Below are 15,608 nucleotides of genomic sequence, written 5' to 3'. Positions count from 1 at the left end.
TTTCTCCTCTTGTTAAAATGATGTCTTGATACTAAAATATGAAAATGCAAACATATTGATTTTATCATGAATGTTCCAATTTACAATGGATTTTTCCTCTGTTTACAAAATTTTTAATTGGCATTGTATTTTGGTATGATGTCTTTAGCTATATAAGGAGAGAAGGGTGCTATGTGGAACAGGATAATGTATTCGAAAAAGTCATTCTTGTAGGCTGCCAGACGACGGAGGAAGATGATCTTCGTTTTCAATACTCAATGGAGGAACTTGAATCACTGACGGAAACCGCGAAAGGAAATGTCCTGATGCAGGTTGTCCAAAAGCGGCCAAAGATCCATCCTGCTACATACATAGGAAAAGGCAAGGTAGAAGAACTGCAGGCGATGGTAGATGAATTGGAGCCGGACCTGATTATATTCAATGATGAGCTTTCGCCCAGCCAGAACCGCAATCTGTCGTCTGGTTTGAATGCCAGGATCATCGACCGGACGCAGCTAATCCTCGACATATTCGCACAGAGGGCAAGGTCGAAGGAAGGAAAGCTCCAGGTCGAACTTGCCCAGCTGCAGTACCTGCTTCCGCGACTTGGCGGGCAGGGGGTAGAAATGTCAAGGCTCGGTGCCGGAATCGGGACGAGAGGACCAGGGGAAACAAAACTGGAATCTGACCGGCGCCATATACGCAGACGGATTGACGATATCAAAAGCCAGCTGTCTGTCATCGTCCAGCATCGTGACCGTTACAGGGAAAGAAGGAAAAAGAACAAGGCTTTCCAGATTGCGCTTGTCGGTTACACGAATGCCGGTAAATCAACATTGTTCAACCGTTTGACTGAAGCGGATTCATTCGAGGAAAACCAGCTGTTCGCAACGCTGGATCCAATGACAAGGAAGGCGATTTTGCCGAGCGGTTTTACAGCACTGCTGACAGACACGGTCGGATTCATTCAAGATCTGCCCACCACTCTGATAGCCGCATTCCGTTCCACGCTGGAAGAGGTGAGTGAAGCTGATTTGCTCCTTCATGTTGTCGACATGTCTAACGAGGATTATTTTTCCCATCAACAGACCGTCAATAAACTGCTGGAGGATCTGGACGTCCATCAGATACCCCAGATTACGGTATACAATAAACAGGATATCGCCCATCGGGATTTTGTGCCTAACGCCCAGAACGAGACGGCATTCATTAGTGCCTTCAGTGAAGAAGACCGAAGAAACCTGCTGCTGAAAATCGAGCAGTCAATCATAGAGATGATGGAGCCTTTCCACGTCCTCGTACCATCCGATGAGGGGAAATTGCTTGCACAGCTGAAAAATGAGACCATTCTCCGTGAGCTTGCCTTTGACGAAGAAAAGCAAGTCTACGTATGCAGAGGATTTTCTTTGACTGACCATCAAATAACGGGACAGCTGAAACGATTTTCACTTTAAAATGATTTATTAGATAGGAGAGCAACATGTTCACACAATTGAAGAACGGGCATTTGCTGCAGCCGCTTGTCAAAGAAGTGGAGCAGCAAATCGCCGGAAAGCATAAGAAAATAGAAGAACGGATCGACGGCAATCAATTCAGGGTACTGCAAAGCTTCCAGAACCATCGGGTAAGTGATTCCCATTTCATTCCGACAACTGGTTACGGCTATGACGATGCCGGGCGCGAAACCCTTGAAAAAATCTATGCAGATGTATTCGGTGCTGAAGCAGGACTTGTCCGCCCGCAGATCATTTCTGGGACCCACGCCATTTCGATTGCGTTGTTTGGGATCCTCCGTCCTGGAGATGAGCTTTTATATATCACTGGAAAACCTTATGATACGCTTGAAGAAATTGTCGGCATTCGCGGAACAGGAAACGGTTCCTTGAAGGAATTCGGCATTGCCTATAATACTGTCGACCTTGCAGAAAATGGAGAGATCGACTGGCATGCTGTAGAAATGGCAATCAAGCCTGAAACGAAAATGATTGGCATCCAGCGCTCAAAAGGCTATGCAACGAGACCATCGTTCACTGTCGAACAAATTGGGGAAATGATCAGGTTTGTGAAGGAAATCAAATCAGATGTCATCGTGTTTGTCGACAATTGCTATGGTGAGTTTGTGGAAGAGCAGGAGCCATGCCATATTGGAGCAGACCTGATGGCAGGGTCGCTGATCAAGAATCCTGGAGGAGGAATTGCCAAGACTGGCGGTTACATCGTTGGCAAGACACAATATGTTGAGTCATGTTCGTACCGGATGACTTCTCCGGGAATCGGTGCTGAAGCAGGAGCCTCCCTGTATTCTTTGCAGGAAATGTACCAGGGCTTTTTCATGGCTCCGCATATTGTTGCCCAGGCGTTGAAGGGTGCTGTGTTCACGGCTGCAATGCTTGATCGCTTAGGAATGAACTCTTACCCTAAATGGGATGCAGAGCGCACGGATTTGATACAATCTGTCCAATTCGATGACCGTGATAAAATGGTTGCCTTTTGCCAGGCCATTCAGTATGCATCCCCGATCAATTCTCATGTGACTGCCCATCCGGCTTATATGCCTGGTTATGAAGATGATGTCATCATGGCTGCTGGTACATTCATCCAGGGAGCAAGCATAGAATTGACTGCAGATGGACCAATCAGGCCGCCTTATGTAGCGTATGTCCAGGGGGGCTTGACTTATTCACATGTGAAGATGGCGGTTCTCATTGCGATCGATTCTTTGATCGAAAAAGGTTTAATAATGATGAAATAGGTAAATATACAACAGGACGCTTATTAAATTGGTCCTGTTGTTTTTTTATGAATTTTCATGTCAGATAATCTTACATATGTTTGACAACATACCTTACATTGAATATAATAAGATTATCTTAAGAGGGAAGGAGGAGGAATCATATGGGCGGAAGTGAAATTCGCCGGAATATGCCACTCTTCAGCATCGGGATTGTCATGCAGCTGACAGATTTGACCGCCAGGCAAATCCGTTACTACGAAGAGCATGAATTGATTTCTCCGGCTAGAACCGAAGGAAACAAACGACTCTTTTCCTTGAATGATATAGACAAACTATTAGAAATCAAAGATTTGATTGACCAGGGTGTCAACATGGCAGGCATCAAGAAGATATTCAATGTAAAACAAGAGGCAGACATGAGTGCTGCTGAGAAGAAACAAGCAGAAAAAACGAGACGGGATCTTTCCGATGCAGATCTAAGGAAATTGCTTCGCAAAGAACTGCTCCAGGCAGGCCGGTTTAATCGTTCAACAGACCGAGGCGACATGTCGAGATTTTTTCACTAATGTTTTATTGATAAAGCTGACAAAAATAGTTTAAATTTTAGGAGGAAATTCAGAATGGCTAGGAAGTACACAAGAGAAGATATTATTCGTTTATCAAAAGAAGAAAATGTAAAATTCATTCGCTTGCAGTTCACTGACATTTTAGGAACAATCAAGAACGTTGAGATTCCAATCAGCCAGCTTGAAAAAGCGCTTGATAACAAAATGATGTTCGACGGTTCTTCAATTGAAGGTTTCGTTCGAATCGAAGAGTCTGACATGTACCTGATTCCTGATCTGGACACATGGGTTATCTTCCCTTGGACAGCAGAAAAGGGTAAAGTTGCCCGCTTGATCTGTGATATCAAAAATGCTGATAACACACCATTTGCTGGTGACCCACGAGGTAACCTGAAGCGTATCCTGAAGGAAATGGAAGAGCTAGGGTTCACGAACTTCAATCTTGGGCCTGAACCGGAATTTTTCCTATTCAAGCTTGATGTAAATGGAGAGCCAACACTGGAATTGAACGACAATGGCGGATACTTTGACCTTGCACCGACTGACCTTGGTGAAAACTGCCGCCGTGATATCGTGCTGGAACTTGAAGAAATGGGCTTCGAAATTGAAGCTTCACACCATGAGGTTGCTCCAGGACAGCACGAAATCGACTTTAAATATGCAGATGCTTTGACAGCTTGTGACCAGATCCAGACTTTCAAGCTTGTTGTTAAAACAATCGCCCGCAAGCATGGCCTTCACGCAACATTCATGCCGAAACCATTATTCGGAGTGAACGGATCTGGAATGCACTGCAATATGTCTTTATTCCGCAACGGCGAGAATTCATTCTATGATCCATCTGACAAGAAGCTAGAGCTAAGCGAAACCGCATACCAGTTCATCGCTGGAACTCTGAAACACGCTTCTGGATTTACAGCTGTAACAAACCCGACTGTAAACTCATATAAGCGCCTGGTTCCTGGCTATGAAGCACCTTGCTATGTTGCATGGTCTGCTAAAAACCGCTCACCATTGATTCGTATCCCGGCATCACGCGGAATGAGCACACGTGTTGAGGTCCGCAGTGTTGACCCGGCAGCAAACCCATACCTTGCAATGGCAGTATTACTTGCAGCAGGACTAGATGGAATCAAGAACAAATTGACTCCTCCGGCATCAGTAGACCGCAACATCTACGTGATGAACAAGGAAGAGCGCGTAGAAGAAGGAATCGACGATCTGCCGCCAACATTGGCAGCTGCTCTTGACCAGCTGAAAAAGAACGAAGTCATCAGCGCTGCACTCGGCGATCACATCCTAGAACACTTCATCGAAGCGAAAGAAATCGAATGGGATATGTTCCGCACACAAGTTCACCCTTGGGAACGCGAACAGTATATGAGCATGTATTAATAGGAATCAAATGGTCTCTTGATATTATATCAAGAGGCCTTTTTTTGATTGTTAGAAAGGCAGAAATCAGGATCATGTAAAAGAGGAAGGTGACAAAAACGGATCCGGTATTCACTACGATTTTACCAACGAACATTACGCTCTTATAAAGAAACACTACGCTTTATCAAAGACCACTACGTTTTTCCACGGAATCACTACGAATTTCACATTAATCACTACGAAATCCTCACAAATCACTCATTTTTCCGCCGGTTGGATAAATTCCTTCCCTAAAAATTAAAATTTTCAGAAAAATAATTGACTTTTTCCTATTTACACGTTATCTTTGTTTTAAAATATATAACACATTTATTGTGTTACGGTAATATAACGTTATATAAATAAAATTTTATGTAATACAGGGGGCGGAATCTTGATCTTACATGAAATCGAAACGAAGAGCCGTGAGTTTATTGAGGAAATCCAGCTGCAAAGACTTAAGTCAGTAGTCGAAATAGTTGCCCTAAGAGTACCGTTCTACCAGAAGAAATTCGAAAAAGCCAATTTTTCTCCTGAAATGCTGAACAGTCTAGAAGATTTGGAAGCGCTTCCTTTTACTGATAAGCAAGATTTGCGTGACAACTATCCATTTGGATTATTCGCTGTTCCCCAGAGTGAACTGGTGAGAATTCACGCCTCATCTGGAACAAGTGGAAAGCCGACAGTTGTAGGCTATACCCAGAATGATATTGACATGTGGGGAGAAATCGTCGCAAGGGCAATCGCTCTCGCAGGCGGCGAACCAGGGAAGTTCCTCCACAACGCCTATGGATATGGCCTTTTTACAGGCGGCCTGGGGCTTCATTATGGAAGTGAAAAGCTGGGAATGGTGACTGTGCCGGTATCTGGAGGCAATACCAAGAGACAAATCATGCTGATAGAAGATTTTAAACCGGAAGTCATCTGCGGGACTCCTTCATACATTCTGAACATTGCTGAGACGATGGAGGAAATGGGCAAGGATCCTCGTAATACATCACTGAAATATGGAATTTTCGGTGCGGAGCCCTGGTCGGAAGAAATGAGAAGAACGCTGGAAGAGAAGTTGGGAATCAAAGCATGTGATATTTACGGACTTAGTGAAGTGATTGGGCCTGGAGTCGCGAACGAGTGCCATGAAGCACAGGCAGGGCTCCATGTCGCGGAAGATCATTTTTATGTAGAAGTCATTGATCCTGAAACCTTAAAGCCTGTAGCGGACGGGGAGGAAGGGGAACTGGTCTTCACGAGCCTGACGAAGGAAGCTTTTCCTGTGATCCGTTACCGGACAGGAGATATCGCGTCGTTGACGAGGGATAAATGCAGCTGTGGCAGGACAACGGTAAGAATGTCGCGCGTCAAGGGCAGAATCGACGACATGCTGATTATCAATGGTGTCAATGTCTTTCCTTCACAAATCGAACACTGCATGCTGACAGTCCCGGAACTTGCACCACATTACCAGATTCAAATTTTACAGAAGCGGACGTTAAAGGTTCTGGAACTGCATGTTGAGATGAATGAGGAATACTTCTCCCTGATTGGTGAGGATCCAATTTCCGATATGGTTTATCAGCTCGAGCAGAGGATTCAATCACTGTTGAAAAGCCAGTGCCTGATTTCGATGGAGGTGCGTGTGCACCGTCCGAAGACCATCCCGCGTTCTGAAGGGAAAGCAGTCCGAATCATCGATAAAACAAAGGAACCGATTGGATCGGAATCATAAGGAGGTAAAGCAGCATGGAAAATACACTTTCTTTCGACCAGCTGACCGAAGAAGAAAAATATCGGCATTTTATGAAACGGATTGAAGCTGGTGAAAAGATCGAGGCGGATGACTGGATGCCGCAAGACTATCGGATGACGCTGATCAAGCTGATTTCAATGCATGGCATTAGTGAAATAATGGGGGCGCTGCCTGAAAAAGAATGGGTGCCCAAAGCCCCTTCCTTAAAAAGAAAGCTTGGAATCATGGCAAAGGTGCAGGATGAAATGGGCCACGGACAGCTGCTGTTAAGGGTGGCGGAGGATCTGATGGAGCCTCTCGGGAAATCACGGGAAAACATCATCGAAGATCTGCTTTCAGGTGACCTTAAGTTTCACAACGTATTCCATATGGAAGCTAAGACCTGGGGAGATGCGGGTTTGATCGGGTGGCTTGTGGACGGAGCGGCGATTATTACTCAGACGAATATGCTTGATGCTTCTTATGGTCCATATGCAAGGGCATTGAAACGCATATGTGCTGAGGAGGTTTTCCACGCCCAGCATGGAGAGGCGATCATCATGGCGCTCGCTGAAGGAACAGACGAGCAAAGGGCGATGATCCAGGATTCGATTGACCGCTGGTGGGAAGCACTATTGATGTTCTTTGGACCAGGGGATGCTTCGACAACTGGAACTTCGAAACAAGATACGACGATTAAATACAGAATCCGTACCAAAACAAATGAAGACTTGCGCCAGGACTTTTTCACAAAGTATATCCCGAGGGTCCTTTCACTTGGCCTGAAGCTTCCTGATGAAACCATGCACTTTGACCAGGAGTCTGGCATGTGGCAATACAAGCAGCCAGATTGGAGCAAGTTCAAGCAAATCATCAAGAACAACGGGCCTAAATCAAAGGATCGACTCCGATTAAGGGAGATTTCCTACAGCAACAATAAATGGGTGATCGACGCGTTAAGCGCTAAAGCATAAAACAGATGGGGCAGATTAATCTGCCTTCTGATTTCCAGGGAAAGGGGATGAATTGATGTCTGGGAAAGGATTTTACCAGGAGTTTGAAGTCTTCAGCAAGCGGACAGATACATCGCCGATGCAATATCAGTTCTCATTGCTCGCTCCGAACCATGAGCTGGCGCTGGTTATGGCACAGGAAAACTTTATGCGCCGCGAACCAGTTGCCGATATTTGGGTGGTAAAACGGGATGATGTAAGAAAGATGTCGCTCGAGGAACGCCAAACATTGCAAAGGCTCGATAATAAGGACTACCGCAATACGAAAGGCTATGGCTATTTGAAAAAGAAATGGCGCCATTATGAGCAGGAAATGCTAGATGAAAAAGAAATTCTGTCATGGGGAGGGAAACAGGAGAAATGAGATATGCACTTGAAGATGCACTGAAAAACGAAGCTTACCGTGATGCTGCCTTGGAGCTCCTGTTCCAGCTGGCCGATGACGATTTCATCCTTGCCTATCGTGGCTCGGAATGGCTTGGCCTTGCCCCACACATTGAGGAAGATGTCGCATTTTCCTCCATCAGCCAGGATACGATGGGACACGCAGCGATTTTCTACCAGCTTCTGAGTGATCTCGGAGCGGGTGATCCTGACAGACTTGCCCATGCGAGACCGGCAGCTGAACGAAAGAATGCGGTCCTGCTGGAAAAGGTGAATGGTCCTGGAACCTATTTGACAGAACCTCACTATGACTGGGCATTCGCGGTTGTCAGGAACTTTTTTTACGCCCAGGCCAAGAAAGTGAAAATTGAATCATTGAAGAACTCTTCGTACCAGCCACTGGGCGAGGCCGCTGTCAAGATCAATATGGAGCTATACTATCATTTATTGCACTGGAAGACCTGGTTTTCACAGCTTGTCAGTGCTGGAGGAGAAGCAAGGTCAAGGATGGAAGCTGCCATGGAAGCAGTGTTTGAAGAACTTGATGGCCTGTTTTCCTTAGGGGCAAAAGGTGAAGAGTTTGCGAAACATAGCTTGATAGATTCTGAGGCAGCACTGAAGGCCAACTGGGTACAATTGATGTCGCCATTGTTTGAGTCACTTGACCTGGAGATGCCGAAGAGTTTCGGGATGAAAGGCGGAAATGGGCGAAATGGCGAGCATACAGCAGATTTAGAGACGGCCCTTGATACATTGGGTGAGGTTTATAACTTTGATCCGGCAGCGAGCTGGTGATGATAGATGCTGAGGGATAAGGTTTACGAGGCACTGCAAACTGTTAAGGATCCTGAAATCGATAGTGTTTCAATTATCGAGCTTGGCATGGTAGAAGAGCTCCAAGTCCTGCCGGATGCCATTTTGATCAAGCTTTTGCCGACATTCATGGGGTGCCCGGCGCTTGATATCATCAAAAACAATGTTGTCAAAGCCGTTTCAGCGATAGGCGGAGTCGAAAAGGTAGAAGTGGAATTTATTTTCCACCCGCCATGGACCTCTGATCGCGTCAGCGGAATTGGCAGGGAGAAGCTCAAGGAATTCGGCATAGCCCCGCCGCCGAGGCATATGGCGGAAACAGGTGAGTGGCAGGCAGATTGCCCATATTGCGGCTCGACATATACAACAATGGAAAACCTCTTTGGTCCGACAGCCTGTCGCAGTATACTCTACTGCAAGTCTTGCAAAAATCCATTTGAGGCAATGAAACCGGTATCAACCTTGATGTGACCTAAAATGTCAGATCAATTGAATAATAGCTCCAAGAATCTGCGCATATATTCACTTTGGTGTTAAAACATTGATTTTACAAAAGGGAGAGATTATTAATGGTAAAACTAATCGCAATCTACAAGCATCCACAGGACAAAGAGGCATTTGACAAGCATTATTTTGAAACGCATGCACCGCTGACTGCCAAAATCCCGGGACTTCGCAAAATGGATGTAACCCGTATTGTCGGCAGCCCAATGGGTGGGGAAGGCAAATATTATTTAATGTGCGAAATGTACTATGACGATCATGAAGCGCTGAAGGCTGGCATGAAATCAGCAGAAGGAAAGGCGTCCGGAAAGGATGTCATGAGCTTTGCAGGTGACCTGGTCACGATGATGATCGGTGAAGAAGTGAATGAATAAAAACTTTGAGCTGATTGAAACATCTGTCAAAGGGGAAGTTGGCCTGATTGAGCTTAACCGCCCAAAAGTTCTCAATGCCCTGAACAGGCAAATGGTTTCAGAGGTTCTGTCCGCGATGGAAGATTACGATAATGATCCAAAAGTTAAAGTCATCGTCCTCGCAGGAAAAGGAAGGGCTTTTGCAGCAGGGGCGGATATCGACGAAATGATGGATGCCGATGCCATCAGCATGGAAACATTGAACCAGTTTACCGACTGGGATCGATTAGCCTGGATCAAGAAGCCAGTCATCGGTGCTGTCCACGGATTCGCGCTTGGAGGTGCGTTTGAACTGGCACTTTGCTGCGATATGCTGTTTGCTGCTGAAAATGCAGAGTTCGGATTCCCGGAAATCAATCTGGGTGTGATGCCTGGTGCCGGGGGAACACAGCGCCTGACTAAGCTTGTCGGCAAAACGAAAGCAATGGAATGGGTCCTAAGCGGCAAGCGGATTACTGCAAAAGAAGCTCTGCATTACGGAATTATCAATTCGACCTTCTCAGAGGAAGTATTGATGGAGGAAACGCTGAAATTTGCGGATACAATTGCAATGCAGGCCCCAATCGCCGTCAGGCTGATCAAGGAATCAGTCTTGAAGGCAGTGGACTATTCTCTGTACGAAGGCATGCAATATGAGCGCAAGAATTTCTATATGCTTTTTGCCACTGAAGACCAGAAGGAAGGCATGAAGGCTTTCAAGGAAAAGCGGAAGCCGGAATTCAAGGGAAGATAAGGGGGTACATAGCTGTGTTCGAACCCGTTTTGTATGAAGTGCGGAACAAGGTAGCCTACATCACCCTGAACCGCCCTGATAAATTGAATGCCTTCACAGAGCAGCTGAACAGGGAGATCCAGTCGGCAATCAAGAATGCATCAAGGGACAAAGAAGTCCGGGTCCTGGTCATCACTGGTGCAGGCCGGGCATTCTGTTCGGGAGAGGATTTGGCTGGAGTGTCTGATGACATGGACCACGGGGAAGTCCTTCGAAAAAGATATAACCCAATGCTGCTTGAATTGGACCGCTGTGAAAAACCGGTGATTGCCGCTGTCAATGGTGTAGCCGCCGGTGCCGGCATGAGCCTTGCGCTTGCCTGCGATTTCCGGGTCGCTTCAGAAAAAGCCAGTTTTGTAGAAGCATTTATCCATGTCGGCCTCGTGCCTGATGCAGGAAACCTTTATTACCTGCCTCGTTTGATCGGTCATGCAAAAGCAATGGAACTGGCTGTTTTTGGTGAGAAGCTTCCTGCTGAAAAGGCAAAGGAACTGGGACTGGTAACTGAAGTCTACTCATTGGATAACTGGAATGAAAATGTCGCGGCTTTTGCAGAAAGGTTTGCCGGTATGCCAACGAAGGCAATCGGCCTGATTAAAAGAAATCTGAAAGCCAGCTGGCATTCAAGCTTTGAAGATTATCTTGAAAGAGATGCCCAGAGCCAGCGGATTGCCGGACAGACAGCTGACCATAAGGAAGGCGTCCTGGCGTTCATGGAAAAAAGAAAACCAGTTTTCAAAGGTGAATAAACGATCAATCCACTAAAAGGAGATGTTACGCGTGACAACAGTAAAAGAACAAAAATTCGAACCAATGGCGGTAAAACGCGAGACATATCAGCTGATTATCAATGGAGGTCGCCAGGACAGCGCGAATGGCGAAACATATAAGGTATATAATCCTGCTACTGGCGAAGAAATCGCCACCGTTGCCAAAGCTTCTAAAGAGGATGCGGAGCTTGCCGTCCAGGCAGCACGAAACGCATTCGATTTCGGGAAATGGCGCCATTTCCCTGTCAACAAGCGTTCCAGGACTCTTAATAAAATCGCATCCATTATGCGCTCCCGTTTTAATGAATTAGTAGAATTGGAGATTCTTGATACTGGTAAATCTCTCGCTGCGGCACAGGGACAGGTTATGCAGGCTATTGAAGATTTCGAGTTTTACGCAGGTGCGATCGTCAGCCACCGCGGTGCTGTCAACAGCATGCCTGGTGCCTTCCAGAATATCACTGAAAAAGAGCCGGTTGGGGTATGTGCCCAGATCATTCCTTGGAATTATCCATTGATGATGGCGGCATGGAAAGTTGCTCCCGCAATTGCTGTCGGCTGCTCCGTGATCATTAAGCCAGCTTCCCTGACACCTTTGACGGCCATCGTCCTTGGTGAAATCTGCATCGAAGCTGGTGTACCAGAAGGTGTAGTGAACGTTATTCCAGGTTCCGGCTCTGTTGTCGGAAACTATCTCGTCGAACACGATAAAGTCGACAAAGTTGCATTCACAGGCTCAACGCCAATCGGCAAGGATATCATGGCTCGAGCTTCCCAGACTCTTAAGCGCGTAACACTTGAGCTTGGCGGAAAATCACCAAGCATTGTTTTCAACGATGCTGACATTGATGCTGCAGTAGATGGATCCCTGTTCGGAATCTTCTATAATACTGGCCAATCATGTGAAGCCCGTTCACGCTTATATGTCCATGAAGACGTATACGATGAATTCATCGAGAAATTCGTGGCAAAAACAAAGCAGCTAAAGCTTGGCAATCCTTTCGATAAAGAAACACATGTCGGAGCTGTCATCAGTGAAGATCAGCTGAATGTAATCGAAGGATATGTGAAATCAGCTGTTGAAGATGGTGCTAAAGTTTTGACTGGAGGAAAGGCTGCCAATCTGGAAGGCTATGAAAATGGCTATTGGTATGAGCCTACCATCATTGCTGAAACAAACCACAGCATGAAAGCTGTTAAAGAAGAAATTTTCGGACCGGTTGTAGTCGTCATGAAGTTCAAGGACGAAAAAGAAGCAGTCAAACTGGCCAACGACAGTGAATATGGCCTTGGTTCTGCAATCTGGACGAAGGATTACGGCAGAGCGACTAGGGTTTCCAAGCAGATCCAGGCAGGAATCGTGATGGTCAACTGCCCATTCTCGGCATTCCCGGGCACGCCATTCGGGGGCTACAAGCAATCTGGTTTCGGCCGCGAACTTTGCATTGAAACACTAGATTTATATACAGAAACAAAGAGTATCGTCTCTTACTACGGCAGCCGCCCGCTAAACCCGTTTAACGTATAAAAAATGAGGCGAGCACTCCTCTATTCGGGTGCTCGCCTTTCAGTTTTTATCACAAGGAGGAAATTGTATGAAGAAACTCGTTGTTATCGGTTCAGGTGTAATGGGCAGAGGCATCGCCTACGTCAGCTGCCTGGGCGGATTTGAAACTGTGCTGATCGATGTTGATGAAAAACAACTTTACAAGGCGAAACAGGAAATCAACAGCATTTTTGAAAAAGGGATTTCTCGAGGTAAAGTAAGTCCCCACGATGCAGAGTCAGCAAAATCAAAATTGAAGTATTCGAACTTCCTCGCTGAAAACGTGAAGGATGCGGATCTAATAATTGAAGCAGTCCCGGAAAAAATCGATATTAAAAAGACGATTTTTGAAGTGATTGATCAGCATGCACCGGCAGACTGCCTGTTTGCATCCAACACATCGACAATGAGCCCTACGGAAATCGCCTCTTTTACAAAGCGTCCTGAAAAGGTCATCGTGATGCATTTCTTCAACCCGGTCCATAAAATGCCGCTCGTTGAAATCATCCGCGGTCTTGAAACAAGCGATGAAACGGCAGAGGCAATCCAGCAGGCCGCCATCCAAATGGGCAAAGAAACGGTAATTGTCAATGAATTCCCCGGTTTCGTGACCAGCCGGATCAGTGCGCTTGTCGGGAACGAAGCGTTTTATATGCTGCAGGAAGGATTGGGCACTCCTGAGGATATCGATAAGGCGATAAAGCTGGGACTGAACTATCCAATGGGACCATTTGAATTGGGCGACCTTGTAGGTCTTGATACTCGCCTGAATAACTTGAAATACCTTCATGAGAAACTCGGTGAAAAATATCGTCCGGCACCATTGCTTGAGCAATATGTAAAAGCCGGCCGCCTTGGCAGGAAGACCGGACGCGGTGTGTATGATTATCGGGAATCAGTGACGACAAAATAGAGGAGGATGAGGATGAGAGAAGTTGTGATTGTAGATGCAGTCAGGACACCGATTGGAAGATACAACGGAAGCCTCCGCCAGATCCGTCCGGATGATTTAGGTGCGGTTGTCATCAAGGCATTGGTCGAGCGCAATCCAGCAGTGCCTGCCGCTGGAATTGAAGAAGTTGTATTGGGCAATGCCAACCAGGCTGGTGAGGATAACCGGAACGTTGCGAGGATGTCAGGACTGTTGGCTGGTCTGCCTGTAGAGGTTGCTGGGACAACGATCAACCGTTTATGCGGGTCCGGACTCGATGCGGTCAACTATGCGGCAAGAGCAATCCTGGCTGGGGAAGGCGATATATTCATTGCCGGGGGAACGGAAAGCATGACAAGGGCCCCGTTTGTGATGGCAAAGCCTGAAAAAGAGTTTCCGCGCGGCAATATGGAGATGTTTGATACAACAATCGGCTGGCGTTTCGTCAACAGCAGGCTGAAAGAGATGTACGGAACGGACAGCATGCCGGAGACTGCGGAGAATGTTGCGAAAAAATATAGCATCACACGTGAAGCTCAGGATGAGTTTGCAGCAGAAAGCCAGCTTCGCGCTCAAAAGGCAATGGAGGCAGGGAAGTTTGAAAATGAAATTGTCCCTGTTGTATATGAAGATAAAAAAGGCAACAAGACGGTAATTGACACCGACGAACATCCAAGGCCAGGCACGACAATGGAGAAATTGTCCAAGTTGAAGCCGTTGTTCAAGGATGGTTCGGTTACAGCCGGGAATGCCTCCGGTGTTAATGATGGCGCATCTGCGCTGCTGCTTATGAGCCGCGAGAAGGCTGAAGAGCTGGGGTTGAAGCCGCTGGCTAAATATGTGGTGTCAGCAACTGCGGGCCTTGAGCCGTCCATCATGGGAATGGGACCGGTTTATGCTGTACAGAAAGCATTGAAACGAGCGAAATTGTCTGTTGACGAAATCGATTTGATCGAGCTGAACGAAGCATTCGCTGCCCAATCCCTCGGCTGCATCCAGGAGCTGGGATTGGACCAGTCTAAAGTCAATGTCAATGGCGGGGCAATTGCCTTTGGCCATCCGCTAGGTGCAAGCGGTGCACGGATTTTGACGACCCTTTTATATGAAATGAAAAAACGTGATTCCCGGTACGGACTTGCGACGATGTGTGTCGGCGTTGGCCAGGGAATCGCGACAATTATCGAGAATTTAGGAGAGAAATAAATGAACAACATCAAATTCCAGAAAGAACAGCATATCGCATATGTCACGATCGACCGTCCGGAATCATTGAATTGCTTCAATTATGAAACATTAATGGAGCTTGGTGACCTGGTAGACAAACTGCATACAGATTTGGATGTAAGAGTGGTCATTTTTACAGGCGCTGGAGAGAAGGCATTCAGTGCCGGGGCGGATTTAAAGGAAAGAAAGCATCTGACCGATGCGGAAGTGCACAGGAATGTGAAAAAAATTCGTGATGTTTTCAGCGCAGTTGCCGAGCTGCCGCAGCCGACCATTGCCGCTGTCAATGGATTTGCTTTTGGCGGAGGATTCGAATTGATGCTGGCCTGTGATTTTAAAATTGCCGCAGATTCTGCCCTGATGGGAATGACAGAAGTTAGCTGGGGAATCATCCCGGGTGCAGGCGGTACTCAGCGTCTGTCAAGGCTGATTGGAGAAATGAAGGCTAAGGAATTGATTTTAACAGCAAGGAAAATCTCAGCTGAGAATGCGTATGAGCTGGGGATTCTTACTGCGGTTACACCAAAAGTGGAAGTCATGGCTGCCTGCAAGGAGCTCGCCGAGGAAATCCTTCAGAATGCACCGATTGCGGTGAGGCAGGCGAAGTATGCGATCCAGCATGGCAGCAGTACGGATCTGCAGACTGGTCTCGCCATCGAATCGAAAGCATATGAGGTCACAATTCCAACAAAAGACCGTGTGGAAGCATTGAACGCATTCAGTGAAAAACGCAAGCCGGTTTTCACTGCTCAATAATCCATAGGGAGAAATCCCTATGGTTTTTTCACATTTCAGCACATTATTTTTGCAAAATAAT

General features: G+C 46.6%; 16 protein-coding genes. All 16 read left to right on the top strand.

Annotated elements, in window-relative coordinates:
* Positions 1-173: 173 nt before the first annotated feature.
* The 16 genes from hflX (at position 174) to ACNAZ4_RS00715 (ending at position 15,547) form a co-directional block, all read left to right on the top strand.
* The gene (gene hflX / locus ACNAZ4_RS00790; RefSeq protein WP_415812301.1) at positions 174-1,433 is read left to right on the top strand and encodes a GTPase HflX; all 1,260 of its coding nucleotides are present in this window, start codon (positions 174-176) and stop codon (positions 1,431-1,433) included.
* 26 nt (positions 1,434-1,459) lie between these two features.
* Entirely contained in the window at positions 1,460-2,731 is a 1,272-nt protein-coding gene (locus ACNAZ4_RS00785) for a methionine gamma-lyase family protein (protein WP_415812300.1), read from the top strand.
* 143 nt (positions 2,732-2,874) lie between these two features.
* The gene (locus ACNAZ4_RS00780; RefSeq protein WP_214704243.1) at positions 2,875-3,279 is read left to right on the top strand and encodes a MerR family transcriptional regulator; all 405 of its coding nucleotides are present in this window, start codon (positions 2,875-2,877) and stop codon (positions 3,277-3,279) included.
* 54 nt (positions 3,280-3,333) lie between these two features.
* Positions 3,334-4,674 carry a type I glutamate--ammonia ligase gene (gene glnA, locus ACNAZ4_RS00775; RefSeq protein ID WP_415812299.1) on the top strand — a complete coding sequence of 447 codons (1,341 nt, stop codon included), beginning with the start codon at positions 3,334-3,336 and terminating at the stop codon, positions 4,672-4,674.
* A gap of 415 nt (positions 4,675-5,089) precedes the next feature.
* Complete coding sequence (locus ACNAZ4_RS00770) at positions 5,090-6,421, top strand: phenylacetate--CoA ligase family protein (protein ID WP_415812298.1); 1,332 nt, start codon at positions 5,090-5,092, stop codon at positions 6,419-6,421.
* Positions 6,422-6,435: 14 nt separating this feature from the next.
* Complete coding sequence (gene paaA, locus ACNAZ4_RS00765; RefSeq protein WP_415812297.1) at positions 6,436-7,395, top strand: 1,2-phenylacetyl-CoA epoxidase subunit PaaA; 960 nt, start codon at positions 6,436-6,438, stop codon at positions 7,393-7,395.
* A gap of 55 nt (positions 7,396-7,450) precedes the next feature.
* A complete protein-coding gene (gene paaB, locus ACNAZ4_RS00760) occupies positions 7,451-7,798 on the top strand; it encodes a 1,2-phenylacetyl-CoA epoxidase subunit PaaB (protein ID WP_415812296.1) in 348 nt (115 codons plus the stop codon).
* Positions 7,795-8,613: a 1,2-phenylacetyl-CoA epoxidase subunit PaaC gene (gene paaC, locus ACNAZ4_RS00755; RefSeq protein ID WP_415812295.1), complete on the top strand. Its 819-nt coding sequence runs from the start codon at positions 7,795-7,797 to the stop codon at positions 8,611-8,613. The genes paaB and paaC overlap by 4 nt, the downstream gene beginning before the upstream one ends.
* 6 nt (positions 8,614-8,619) lie before the next feature.
* Positions 8,620-9,102, top strand: a complete 483-nt coding sequence (paaD, locus tag ACNAZ4_RS00750) for a 1,2-phenylacetyl-CoA epoxidase subunit PaaD (protein ID WP_415812294.1) — start codon at positions 8,620-8,622, stop codon at positions 9,100-9,102.
* Positions 9,103-9,200: 98 nt separating this feature from the next.
* Positions 9,201-9,509 (top strand): EthD family reductase, encoded by a 309-nt coding sequence (locus ACNAZ4_RS00745; RefSeq protein WP_214704267.1) that lies wholly within the window; start codon positions 9,201-9,203, stop codon positions 9,507-9,509.
* The gene (locus tag ACNAZ4_RS00740) at positions 9,502-10,281 is read left to right on the top strand and encodes an enoyl-CoA hydratase-related protein (RefSeq protein ID WP_415812293.1); all 780 of its coding nucleotides are present in this window, start codon (positions 9,502-9,504) and stop codon (positions 10,279-10,281) included. The genes ACNAZ4_RS00745 and ACNAZ4_RS00740 overlap by 8 nt, the downstream gene beginning before the upstream one ends.
* 14 nt (positions 10,282-10,295) lie before the next feature.
* Entirely contained in the window at positions 10,296-11,069 is a 774-nt protein-coding gene (locus ACNAZ4_RS00735) for an enoyl-CoA hydratase-related protein (protein ID WP_415812292.1), read from the top strand.
* 31 nt (positions 11,070-11,100) lie between these two features.
* Positions 11,101-12,618 carry an aldehyde dehydrogenase family protein gene (locus ACNAZ4_RS00730; RefSeq protein ID WP_415812291.1) on the top strand — a complete coding sequence of 506 codons (1,518 nt, stop codon included), beginning with the start codon at positions 11,101-11,103 and terminating at the stop codon, positions 12,616-12,618.
* 67 nt (positions 12,619-12,685) lie between these two features.
* Positions 12,686-13,549 (top strand): 3-hydroxyacyl-CoA dehydrogenase, encoded by an 864-nt coding sequence (locus tag ACNAZ4_RS00725; RefSeq protein WP_415812290.1) that lies wholly within the window; start codon positions 12,686-12,688, stop codon positions 13,547-13,549.
* A 12-nt stretch (positions 13,550-13,561) separates the two neighbouring features.
* Positions 13,562-14,770: a 3-oxoadipyl-CoA thiolase gene (gene pcaF, locus ACNAZ4_RS00720; protein ID WP_415812289.1), complete on the top strand. Its 1,209-nt coding sequence runs from the start codon at positions 13,562-13,564 to the stop codon at positions 14,768-14,770.
* Entirely contained in the window at positions 14,771-15,547 is a 777-nt protein-coding gene (locus tag ACNAZ4_RS00715; RefSeq protein WP_415812288.1) for an enoyl-CoA hydratase-related protein, read from the top strand.
* Positions 15,548-15,608 lie beyond the last annotated feature (61 nt).

The sequence above is a fragment of the Mesobacillus thioparans genome, from assembly GCF_965138835.1.
Lineage (GTDB): Bacteria > Bacillota > Bacilli > Bacillales > Cytobacillaceae > Mesobacillus > Mesobacillus thioparans.
Note: the sequence above shows the minus strand (reverse complement) of the source record. Positions and strands in the feature narration are given on the sequence as shown.

Excerpts from the sequence above, each read along its gene's own strand:
- ACNAZ4_RS00785 (WP_415812300.1), top strand. The coding sequence starts at position 1,460 with ATGTTCACACAATTGAAGAACGGGCATTTGCTGCAGCCGCTTGTCAAA.
- ACNAZ4_RS00780 (WP_214704243.1), top strand. The coding sequence starts at position 2,875 with ATGGGCGGAAGTGAAATTCGCCGGAATATGCCACTCTTCAGCATCGGG.
- glnA (WP_415812299.1), top strand. The coding sequence starts at position 3,334 with ATGGCTAGGAAGTACACAAGAGAAGATATTATTCGTTTATCAAAAGAA.
- paaA (WP_415812297.1), top strand. The coding sequence starts at position 6,436 with ATGGAAAATACACTTTCTTTCGACCAGCTGACCGAAGAAGAAAAATAT.
- paaB (WP_415812296.1), top strand. The coding sequence starts at position 7,451 with ATGTCTGGGAAAGGATTTTACCAGGAGTTTGAAGTCTTCAGCAAGCGG.
- paaC (WP_415812295.1), top strand. The coding sequence starts at position 7,795 with ATGAGATATGCACTTGAAGATGCACTGAAAAACGAAGCTTACCGTGAT.
- paaD (WP_415812294.1), top strand. The coding sequence starts at position 8,620 with ATGCTGAGGGATAAGGTTTACGAGGCACTGCAAACTGTTAAGGATCCT.
- ACNAZ4_RS00745 (WP_214704267.1), top strand. The coding sequence starts at position 9,201 with ATGGTAAAACTAATCGCAATCTACAAGCATCCACAGGACAAAGAGGCA.
- ACNAZ4_RS00740 (WP_415812293.1), top strand. The coding sequence starts at position 9,502 with ATGAATAAAAACTTTGAGCTGATTGAAACATCTGTCAAAGGGGAAGTT.
- ACNAZ4_RS00725 (WP_415812290.1), top strand. The coding sequence starts at position 12,686 with ATGAAGAAACTCGTTGTTATCGGTTCAGGTGTAATGGGCAGAGGCATC.
- pcaF (WP_415812289.1), top strand. The coding sequence starts at position 13,562 with ATGAGAGAAGTTGTGATTGTAGATGCAGTCAGGACACCGATTGGAAGA.
- ACNAZ4_RS00715 (WP_415812288.1), top strand. The coding sequence starts at position 14,771 with ATGAACAACATCAAATTCCAGAAAGAACAGCATATCGCATATGTCACG.